The sequence below is a fragment of the Pseudomonas sp. Z3-6 genome, assembly GCF_051131985.1.
GTDB classification, from domain to species: Bacteria; Pseudomonadota; Gammaproteobacteria; order Pseudomonadales; family Pseudomonadaceae; genus Aquipseudomonas; species Aquipseudomonas zanjanensis.
This window is the reverse complement of the sequence record NZ_CP071644.1, coordinates 5,677,326-5,687,086: the sequence shown is the minus strand read 5'-3', so window position 1 is coordinate 5,687,086 and position 9,761 is coordinate 5,677,326. Positions and strand designations below refer to the sequence as shown.

The 9,761-nt window shown below is 61.6% G+C and carries 10 protein-coding genes; 8 read left to right on the top strand and 2 right to left on the bottom strand.

Features of this window, described 5'->3' with window-relative positions:
- The first annotated feature begins 5 nt into the window (after positions 1–5).
- From J3P88_RS24765 to J3P88_RS24730, 8 genes are all read left to right on the top strand, one after another.
- Positions 6–1,007, top strand: coding sequence for a diguanylate cyclase (locus J3P88_RS24765; protein ID WP_434572135.1), 1,002 nt, complete (start codon positions 6–8; stop codon positions 1,005–1,007).
- 274 nt (positions 1,008–1,281) lie between these two features.
- Positions 1,282–2,377 (top strand): peptide chain release factor 2 gene (prfB, locus tag J3P88_RS24760; protein ID WP_411386587.1). Its coding sequence is split into 2 segments (ribosomal slippage): positions 1,282–1,353 and positions 1,355–2,377, totalling 1,095 coding nucleotides; the frame shifts between segments, so codons are not numbered across the junction.
- 107 nt (positions 2,378–2,484) lie between these two features.
- Complete coding sequence (gene lysS / locus J3P88_RS24755; RefSeq protein ID WP_434572133.1) at positions 2,485–3,987, top strand: lysine--tRNA ligase; 1,503 nt, start codon at positions 2,485–2,487, stop codon at positions 3,985–3,987.
- A 101-nt stretch (positions 3,988–4,088) separates the two neighbouring features.
- The gene (locus J3P88_RS24750) at positions 4,089–4,805 is read left to right on the top strand and encodes a TetR/AcrR family transcriptional regulator (RefSeq protein WP_053118752.1); all 717 of its coding nucleotides are present in this window, start codon (positions 4,089–4,091) and stop codon (positions 4,803–4,805) included.
- Positions 4,806–4,955: 150 nt separating this feature from the next.
- Positions 4,956–5,510, top strand: a complete 555-nt coding sequence (locus J3P88_RS24745; RefSeq protein WP_434572131.1) for a hypothetical protein — start codon at positions 4,956–4,958, stop codon at positions 5,508–5,510.
- A 37-nt stretch (positions 5,511–5,547) separates the two neighbouring features.
- Positions 5,548–6,825, top strand: a complete 1,278-nt coding sequence (locus J3P88_RS24740; RefSeq protein ID WP_003185001.1) for a flavohemoglobin expression-modulating QEGLA motif protein — start codon at positions 5,548–5,550, stop codon at positions 6,823–6,825.
- Positions 6,826–6,976: 151 nt separating this feature from the next.
- Positions 6,977–7,882: an alpha/beta hydrolase gene (locus tag J3P88_RS24735; RefSeq protein WP_434572129.1), complete on the top strand. Its 906-nt coding sequence runs from the start codon at positions 6,977–6,979 to the stop codon at positions 7,880–7,882.
- Entirely contained in the window at positions 7,879–8,208 is a 330-nt protein-coding gene (locus tag J3P88_RS24730; RefSeq protein WP_250963611.1) for a hypothetical protein, read from the top strand. Before J3P88_RS24735 ends, J3P88_RS24730 begins: the two co-directional genes overlap by 4 nt.
- A 192-nt stretch (positions 8,209–8,400) precedes the next feature.
- Here the strand turns inward: J3P88_RS24730 and J3P88_RS24725 are convergent, their stop codons facing one another.
- Together J3P88_RS24725 and J3P88_RS24720 are read right to left on the bottom strand one after the other, a co-directional pair.
- Entirely contained in the window at positions 8,401–9,189 is a 789-nt protein-coding gene (locus J3P88_RS24725; protein ID WP_186728987.1) for an OmpA family protein, read from the bottom strand.
- A 51-nt stretch (positions 9,190–9,240) separates the two neighbouring features.
- Positions 9,241–9,654 (bottom strand): DUF4398 domain-containing protein, encoded by a 414-nt coding sequence (locus tag J3P88_RS24720; RefSeq protein WP_186705469.1) that lies wholly within the window; start codon positions 9,652–9,654, stop codon positions 9,241–9,243.
- Between the last annotated feature and the right edge of the window lie 107 nt (positions 9,655–9,761).

Below are 9,761 nucleotides of genomic sequence, written 5' to 3'. Positions count from 1 at the left end.
CCATCATGACTGATTTGCAGCTCGACGAATTCAAGCGCGATGAGAACGCCGCCATGGTCCTGCTCGTCGACGACCAGGCGATGATCGGCGAGGCGGTGCGGCGCGGGCTTTCGGAGGAAGACAATATCGACTTCCACTTCTGCTCCGACCCCCACCAGGCCATCGCCCACGCGGTGCGCATCAAGCCGACGGTGATTCTCCAGGACCTGGTGATGCCCGGCCTCGACGGCCTGAGCCTGGTGCGCGAGTACCGTAACCATCCGTCCACCCGCGATATCCCGATCATTGTCCTGTCCACCAAGGAAGACCCGCTGATCAAGAGCGCGGCGTTCGCCGCTGGGGCCAACGATTACCTGGTCAAGCTGCCGGACAACATCGAGCTGGTGGCGCGCATCCGCTATCACTCGCGTTCCTACATGATGCTGTTGCAGCGCGACGCGGCCTATCGCGCATTGCGGGTCAGCCAGCAGCAATTGCTCGACACCAACCTGGTGCTGCAACGCTTGATGAACTCCGACGGCCTGACCGGGCTGTCCAACCGCCGACACTTCGACGAGTACCTGGAACTGGAATGGCGCAGGGCGATGCGCGACCAGAGTCAACTGTCGCTGCTGATGATCGACGTGGACTACTTCAAGTCCTATAACGACAACTTCGGCCACTTGGAAGGCGACGAAGCCCTGCGCAAGGTCGCCACGGCCATCCGCGAGGCGTGCAGTCGGCCGTCCGACCTGCCGGCCCGCTACGGCGGCGAGGAGTTCGCCCTGGTGCTGCCCGGCACCTCGCCAGGCGGCGCCCGGCTGATGGCCGAGAAACTGCGCCAGAGCGTCGTCGCCCTGAAAATCCCCCACGCCACGCCCGACGGCGGCGAAAACCTGACCGTCAGCATCGGCGTCTCGACCTTCACTCCCCAGCAGGGGGGCGACAGCCGTCAGCTGATCTCGGCGGCGGACAAGGGGTTGTACCTGGCCAAGCACAATGGGCGTAATCGGGTGGGGGTCGAATAAGCCATCCTGAATGTCGGCAGGGATGCCTTTGTGGCGAGGGAGCTTGCTCCCGCTGGGGCGCGTAGCGGCCCTGAAACCAGTTGGCTCGGTGTGCCAGGTCGATTGAGGGGGCCGTTTTGGGGCTGCTGCGCAACCCAGCGGGAGCAAGCTCCCTCGCCACAGGGGCCGGACGCTGAACCTCATTGCCCCTAAAGCCGCCAGGCGGGCTGCCGCTGGCGCTTGATTACGTTATACTCGCCGGCTTTCAAAAGTTCGCCAACGAGTGCTGCCCGCCATGGAAATCAACCCGATCCTTAACACCATCAAGGACCTGTCCGAGCGCTCCGAAACTATTCGGGGGTATCTTTGACTACGATCAAAAGCATGAGCGCCTGACCGAAGTCAATCGCGAGCTTGAAGATCCGAATGTCTGGAACAACCCTTCGTACGCCCAGGAGCTGGGCCGCGAGCGTTCTGCGCTGGCGCAGATCGTCGAGACCCTGGACGAGCTGTCCAGCGGCCTGGCCGATTGCCGCGACCTGCTGGACATGGCCGTCGAAGAGGACGACGAAGGCGCAGTCGGCGATGTCGTCGCCGAGCTGACCCGCCTGGACGAGAACCTCGCCAAGCTGGAATTCCGTCGCATGTTCAGCGGCGAGATGGACATGAACAACGCCTACCTGGACATCCAGGCCGGTTCCGGCGGCACCGAAGCCCAGGACTGGGCCAACATCCTGCTGCGCATGTACCTGCGCTGGGCCGACAAACGCGGTTTCGACGCCACCATCATGGAGCTGTCGGCCGGTGAAGTCGCCGGGATCAAGGGCGCCACCGTGCACATCAAGGGCGAATACGCCTTTGGCTGGCTGCGGACCGAGATCGGCGTGCACCGCCTGGTGCGCAAGAGCCCGTTCGACTCCGGCAACCGTCGCCACACCTCGTTCTCGGCCGTGTTCGTTTCGCCGGAAATCGATGACAACATCGAAATCGAGATCAACCCGGCGGACCTGCGCATCGACACCTACCGCTCCTCCGGAGCCGGTGGCCAGCACGTCAACACCACCGACTCGGCCGTACGGATCACCCACGTACCGACCAACACCGTGGTCAGTTGCCAGAACGAACGTTCCCAGCACGCCAACAAAGACACCGCGATGAAGATGCTGCGGGCCCGCCTGTACGAGCAGGAAGTGCAGAAGCGCAACGCGGCGTCCCAGGCCCTGGAAGACACCAAGTCGGACATCGGCTGGGGTCACCAGATCCGTTCGTACGTGCTCGACGCCTCGCGGATCAAGGACCTGCGGACCAGCATCGAACGCAGCGATTGCGACAAGGTGCTCGACGGCGATATCGATGAATACCTGATCGCCAGCCTCAAACAAGGCCTGTAACGCGACACCCATGCGGCGGACGGGCACGCTTCCACAGGAAGCGCGGCTCGCCCGCAAACTCCGGCCCGGGCCGGGGGCAACGAACCTGTGATGGAATCCTTAAAGACATGAGCGACCTAGAACTCGACCCGCAAGCCCTGCAACAGGAAGAAAACTCCCTGATCGCCCTGCGCAAGGAAAAGCTTGCTGCCGAGCGCGCCAAGGGCCAGGCCTTCCCCAACGACTTCCGCCGCGACGCGTATTGCGACGTCCTGCAGAAGAAGTACGCGGACAAGACCAAGGAAGAGCTGGCCGAGGCGGCGATTCCAGTCAAGGTGGCCGGTCGTATCATGCTCGACCGTGGTTCGTTCATGGTGATCCAGGACATGACCGGGCGCATCCAGGTCTACGTCAACCGCAAGACCCTGCCGGAAGAAACCCTGGCCGCCGTCAAGACCTGGGACCTGGGCGACATCATCTCCGCCGAAGGCACCCTGGCCCGTTCCGGCAAGGGCGACCTGTACGTCGAGATGACCAACGTGCGCCTGCTGACCAAGTCCCTGCGCCCGCTGCCGGACAAGCACCACGGCCTGACCGACACCGAACAACGCTATCGCCAGCGCTACGTCGACCTGATCGTCAACGAAGACGTGCGCCAGACCTTCCGCGTCCGCTCGCAAGTCATCGCCCACATCCGCAGCTTCCTGATGAAGCGTGACTTCCTGGAAGTCGAGACGCCGATGCTGCAGACCATCCCCGGCGGCGCGGCGGCCAAGCCGTTCGAAACCCACCACAACGCCTTGGACATGGAAATGTTCCTGCGCATCGCGCCGGAGCTTTACCTCAAGCGCTTGGTCGTGGGTGGCTTCGAGAAGGTTTTCGAGATCAACCGCAACTTCCGTAACGAAGGCGTTTCGACCCGGCACAACCCCGAGTTCACCATGCTCGAGTTCTACCAGGCCTACGCCGACTACGAAGACAACATGGACCTGACCGAGGAACTGTTCCGCGAGCTGGCGCAGTTGGTCCTGGGCACTACCGACGTGCCGTACGGCGACAAGGTGTTCCACTTCGGCGAGCCGTTCGTGCGCCTGTCGGTGTTCGACTCGATCCTCAAGTACAACCCTGAACTGACTGCCGATGACCTGAACGACATCGACAAGGCCCGCGCCATCGCCAAGAAGGCCGGCGCCAAGGTCCTCGGCTTCGAAGGCCTGGGCAAGCTGCAAGTGATGATTTTCGAAGAACTGGTCGAGCACAAGCTGGAGCAGCCGCACTTCATCACCCAGTACCCGTTCGAAGTGTCGCCGTTGGCCCGTCGCAACGACGAGAACCCAAGCGTGACCGACCGTTTCGAGCTGTTCATCGGTGGTCGTGAAATCGCCAACGCCTACTCCGAGCTCAACGATGCCGAAGACCAGGCCGAGCGTTTCATGGCCCAGGTGGCCGACAAGGATGCCGGCGACGACGAAGCCATGCACTACGATGCCGACTTCGTGCGCGCCCTGGAGTACGGCATGCCGCCGACCGCTGGCGAAGGCATTGGCATCGATCGCCTGGTGATGTTGTTGACCAACTCACCGTCGATCCGGGATGTGATCCTCTTCCCGCACATGCGGCCCCAAGCGTAATTGTTTCAAATAAAAAGCCGCCTCGATGGGCGGCTTTTTATTGCCTGTCTGGTACAAACGTATCAATTGGTTACTTTTTCAAAGAGCGAGGAAGACCTGTCGTGAATCGTGCAATGGCTTCAGAAGGTGCAGCGGGCGTCGCCACGGCTGTCGCTGAAAGTGTTCAGTACCAGGGCCGCAAGGCCAGCCGACAGGGCAGTGAGCAGCGTCGCCAGGAGATTCTCGACGCGGCCATGCGCATCGTGGTGCGCGATGGCGTGCGTGCGGTGCGTCACCGTGCGGTGGCCGCCGAAGCGGGCGTGCCGCTGTCGGCCACTACGTACTATTTCAAGGACATCGACGATTTGCTCACCGATACCTTCGCCCAGTATGTGGAACGCAGCGCGGCGTTCATGGGCAAGCTGTGGGCCAACAACGAAGGCCTTCTGCGGGAAATGGTCGCCTATGGTGATGGCAGCGCCCAGTCGCGCTCGCAACTGGCGGACGACATCGCGCGGATGACCGCCGACTATGTGCGGCATCAACTGGACAGCCGTCGCGAGTACCTGATGGCCGAGCAGGCCTTTCGCCAGGAAGCCCTGCTCAACCCACGCCTGGCGGAGTTGGTGCGTTCCCACCAGCAGATTTTGCTGCATGGCACGTGTCAGTTTTTCCAGGTTTTAGGCTCCCGCGAACCGCAACAGGATGCCAAAGTGTTGACGGCGATTATCGGACGGATGGAATATCAGGGCTTGCTCAATGGCGCCGAGCCGGTAGCCGATGAAGACATGCTCGGCATCCTGACCCGCTACATGCACCTGGTACTGGCGTCGGTGTGATCCAGATGGGTTCACCACAGCCCTTGTGGCGAGGGAGCTTGCTCCCGCTGGGCTGCGCAGCAGCCCCTTTTTTGTGAGCGCTGCGCACTCAAGCGGGAGCAAGCTCCCTCGCCACAGGGGATAAAGCGACCTGTGCCATAGGGAGTTCAAATGAAAGCCTGGCCTGCCGTTGTACTGGCCGCGTCGTTGCTACTGCTCAGTGGTTGCCTGGTGTCCTTCAAGGCGCCGTTACCCAACAGCGAAGCCGCGCCCGAGGGCCTGCTCGGCCAATGGACCAGCACCAATGCCTGGGGCGAACCGTTGAACCTGGAACTGACGCAAGTCGGCAAGCACCGCTACCAGGCCATCAGCTACTTCAGGGCCCAGCCCCATGAGCGCGAAGCCATCCCCTTGACCGTCTCCCGTCATGGCAGTCGCTGGTACCTGTCGGCCAAGGTGCCGGCCCGCTACGGTGGACATTTCCTGATCGCCGGTTTCGAATTGACCGATAAACAGGAACTGGTGGTCTACAACCTGGACTTGGAGCAGATCAACCAGGCCATCGGCCAGAAGATCCTCAGTGGCCAGCCGAACCAGAGCGAAGAGGGCGACGGTGTGTTGGTGGACAGCGACATGAACAAGGTTTTCAGCTACCTCGACGACCCGGCCAACTCCGATGTGTTCTCGGAAGCCGTGCGTTACCAGCGACTGGCCAAATCCCAATAATTGCAACAAGCGGACGTTTTTTCACAGGAGTTTTTCGGTGGACGATTACCAGCAGACGATACGCACCTTGTCCGATCGCATTGTGCTGGCGCAAACGCCGATTCGCATCCTCGACGCGGTGAAGTGGGACGAGAACATCCGCAAGGGGTTCCTCAAGGCCAAGGGCAAGGAAATGCCTGCGGTGGATCGCGACTATTACCTCAACCGGCCGCTGTCTTTTGATTCCAGCAAAGTAAAGCTGGAGTTCCAGAACATCGAGCGCGACATCACCCGTCAACTGGGGCAGTTCAACCCGGTGGGCCAGATCATGCGCCGCATGTGCAAGGAATACCGCATGGTGGTGCGCATGCTCGAAGCGCGTGGCACCGAGGATTTCGGGCTGATTTCCCAGGAGCTCTATGGCGCCGCCTCCGATGCTTTTCACGCCGGCGACCCGACCCTGGCCGACTTGGGCCTGATGCTCTCCGACTACCTGAACAACATCGATGGCCGTGGTGACCTCAAGGACGAGCCGAAAGTCCTCAGTGCCAAGGAAGCCGTCAGCCTGTTGCAGCATCGCCTCAACCGGGTGTTCGGCGAAGCCGAGGAAACCATCCGCGTGTTCGAGTCCGACGGCATCGTCGCCGACGCGGCGGCGGGCGCCGACTACATCAAGATCCGCACCGATGCGATGTTCAACGAGCGCGACGTACGGGCGCTGGAGGTCCACGAAGGGTTGGTGCACGTTGGCACTACCCTCAACGGCTTGAACCAGCCGATCTGCACCTTCCTGTCCAAGGGCCCGCCCTCGTCCACGGTGACCCAGGAAGGCCTGGCGATCCTGATGGAAATCATCACGTTCGCCTCCTACCCGAGTCGCCTGCGCAAGCTCACCAACCGCACCCGGGCCATTCATATGGTGGAGGAGGGCGCCGATTTCCTGCAGGTCTTCGAGTTCTTCCGCGAGCAGGGTTTTGAAATGGCCGAAAGCTACGGCAACGCCAGTCGGGTGTTCCGTGGTTCGGTGCCCACCGGGCTGCCATTCACCAAAGACTTGTCCTACCTCAAGGGCTTCATCATGGTTTACAACTACATTCAATTGGCCGTGCGCAAAGGCAAGCTGGAGCAGGTGCCGCTGCTGTTCTGCGGCAAGACCACCCTCGAGGACATGCGCACGTTGCGCCAGTTGGTGGACGAAGGCCTGGTGGTGCCGCCTAAATACTTGCCTGAGCAATTCCGCGACATGAATGCCTTGTCGGCCTGGATGTGTTTCTCCAACTTCCTGAACCACCTGAGCCTGGACCGGATCGAAGCGGATTATTCGAATATTCTTTGAAGGTCACGAAGTCCAACTGTGGGAGCGGGCTTGCTCGCGAAAGCGGTGTGTCAGTTAAGGATAATATTGACTGACACACCGCTTTCGCGAGCAAGCCCGCTCCCACAGAGGGGCTGTGGATAACTTCTGATTTTTTGCGAGGCTTCACCGGATGCGAACCCTCGGCATCATCTGCCTGCTGCTGGCCCTGGGCGGTTGCAGCTCCCTGCTGTTCTACCCCGAACGCGGCCTGCCGTTTACCCCGGAGCGGGCCAGGCTCGAGTACCGCGACGTCACCCTGACCACCGCTGACAATCTCAAGCTCCGGGGCTGGTGGCTGCCCGTCAAACCAGGCGTGGAGATCAAGGGCACGGTCCTGCATTTGCACGGCAACGGCGGCAACCTGGCGTGGCACCTGGGCGGGAGCTGGTGGTTGCCAGAGCAGGGCTACCAAGTGTTGATGGTCGATTATCGGGGTTATGGCGTGTCTGAAGGCGAGCCGAGCCTGCCGGCGATCTACCAGGACATCGACGCCGCGTTCCAATGGCTCGACCAGTCGCCCGAGGTCCAGGGCAAGCCGCTGGTGCTGCTCGGCCAGAGCCTGGGCGGCGCGCTGGCGGTGCATTACCTGGTCGAACATCCCCAGCGCCAACGGCAGCTCAAGGCCCTGGTGCTCGATGGCGTGCCCGCCAGCTATCGCGACGTCGGGCGTTTTGCCCTGAGTACCTCGTGGCTGACCTGGCCGTTCCAGGTGCCGTTGTCCTGGCTGGTGCCGGACGGTGACAGCGCGATCAGCTCCGTGGCGCAGTTGAACGACGTGCCGAAGTTGATCTACCACAGCCTCGACGACCCCATCGTGCCCCTTTCCAATGGCATCCGCTTGTATCAAGCTGCGCCGCCGCCGCGGGTCCTGCAGCTGACACGGGGCGGCCATGTGCAGACTTTCGCCGACCCGACGTGGCGCACCGTGATGCTGCGCTACCTCGACGATCCCCGGCACTTTGACGGCCTGCGCCGCCTGGGGGAGGTCCCGAACTACCCGAAATCACCCGTTGAATCACCAGAGAACCCGCAATGAGCGAAGAACGTAACGCCATCCCCCTGATCATCACCGGTATCTGCAGCATCCTGGGCACCGTCGCCGTGCTGTGGTACTACGGCTACCTGCATTTCGCCAAGCCCGAGGATGCGTTGCTGCTCGACCAGTTCACCATGCTCAAGACCGTGCCGGGCGAGGACTACAAGGTGTCCCTGGAACCCGCGCCCCAGGTTGCCCAGTGCATCGATGGCGTGCTGGTGTTGTTCGACACCGAGCAGAAAGGCCTGACCGGCGTGTTGATCAACGAGAAGAAACGCGCGGTGCGCTGCATGGGGCAGGAAACACCACAAAAACTGCAGCCGTAATCCAATCCCAACGACACCACAAATCCCCTGTGGGAGCGGGCTTGCTCGCGAAGGCGGTGTGTCAGTCACTGCATATGTAGCTGGCTGGACGCTTTCGCGAGCAAGCCCGCTCCCACAAGGGGATTTGTGTTGGCCGATAAAAAGCCCCGCCTGACTTCAATCAGGCGGGGCTTTTTGGTTTCACTCAGCCGATCAGTTGGCGCTCATGGTCGAGCGCGGGGCCACTGGCTGGTTGTCGTTGGAGATGGTCACTTCCACGCGACGGTTCATGGCGCGGCCCGAGACGCTGGTGTTATCCGCCACCGGGAATTCCTTGCCATAGCCCTGGGTCACGATGCGAGCCGGGTCGACGCCCATTTTCACCAGGGCGGTACGCACCGAGCTGGCGCGACGTTCGGACAGCGATTGGTTGTAGGAATCCGAGCCGGTGCTGTCGGTGTAGCCTTCGATGATCACCTTGCGGTCCGGGTTTTCCTGGAGGAACTGCGCCAGTTTGCTCACATTCGTCATGCCGCTGGTGCGCAGGTCGGACTTGTTGGTGGCGAACAACACGTCGCCGAAAGTCACCAGCGTACCGCGTTCGGTCTGCTTGGCGTTGAGGCTGTCTTGCAGTTGCTTGATCTGCGCGTTGCGCGCGTCGAGCAGGGCACGGGCGCGTTCGTCGCCGGCGTTTTTCAGTTCGGCTTCGGCATTGCGCAGGGCGATGGTCTGCTTGGCCACTTCGACGCGCTGGTTGGTCAGGTAGGCCAGTTGGTCGACCTTGGCTTCGTCTTCCCGATCCAGGTAGGCCTTGTCGGCCTTGGCCAGGAAGTCCGCCGCGTCCTTGGTTTCCAGGGCAGCCACTTTGGTCGCCGCCGGGTCGGCTTGCAGGCCGTTGTAATTGGTCCGCGCCTGTTCAAGATTGGCGTTCGGGTCGTGGGAGCAAGCGGCCAGGGCTACGCAGGCAGCGAGCAGGGCGGGCATCATCAAGTGTTTGTGCATCATAGTCTGTCGTCCTTTTATCAATGAGAAGTACGTCGTGGCGTGAACGGTTTACTGAACCTTGTTCATGCCTTCCTGACGCAGTTCCTGAACCCCTTTCTGAGAGTCCTTGAGGGCTTGTTCGGCCTTGGCGGCCTGGGCCTTGCGCTCGGCGACGCGGGCATCCCACTCGGCTTGTTCGGCCAGTCGCTTGGCTTCTTCGTAGTTCTCGTCATGCATGGCGATTTCGGCTTGCTTGAGCTTGTCCTGGGCCGATTTCATTTCCACGGCGGCGAATTCGGTACCACCGGCGCTGACGGCGCTGTTGACCGCCGACTGGGTCACCGCGTACTGCTCCGAAGGTGGGTTACCGGCGCAACCGGCGAGAATGAAGCTGCTACCGATCGCCAGGGCAGCCAACTTCAAGCCGCGCAGGCCACTGGATGAGGGTTTGGCAGTGCAGGTATTCATAGGCTTCAACTCCATTGGAAAACTCCTGAAAAAACGACAAATCCATGCTGGGACCGAAGCCATGACGTCTGGTTTGGTGTTGGCGCCAAGGCGCGTTTATTTAAACGACCGTTCCAGTATGG

Coding starts and splice junctions, on each gene's coding strand:
- J3P88_RS24765 (WP_434572135.1), top strand. CDS start 6: ATGACTGATTTGCAGCTCGACGAATTCAAGCGCGATGAGAACGCCGCC.
- lysS (WP_434572133.1), top strand. CDS start 2,485: ATGAGCGACCTAGAACTCGACCCGCAAGCCCTGCAACAGGAAGAAAAC.
- J3P88_RS24745 (WP_434572131.1), top strand. CDS start 4,956: ATGAAAGCCTGGCCTGCCGTTGTACTGGCCGCGTCGTTGCTACTGCTC.
- J3P88_RS24735 (WP_434572129.1), top strand. CDS start 6,977: ATGCGAACCCTCGGCATCATCTGCCTGCTGCTGGCCCTGGGCGGTTGC.
- J3P88_RS24730 (WP_250963611.1), top strand. CDS start 7,879: ATGAGCGAAGAACGTAACGCCATCCCCCTGATCATCACCGGTATCTGC.
- J3P88_RS24725 (WP_186728987.1), bottom strand. CDS start 9,189: ATGCACAAACACTTGATGATGCCCGCCCTGCTCGCTGCCTGCGTAGCC.
- J3P88_RS24720 (WP_186705469.1), bottom strand. CDS start 9,654: ATGGAGTTGAAGCCTATGAATACCTGCACTGCCAAACCCTCATCCAGT.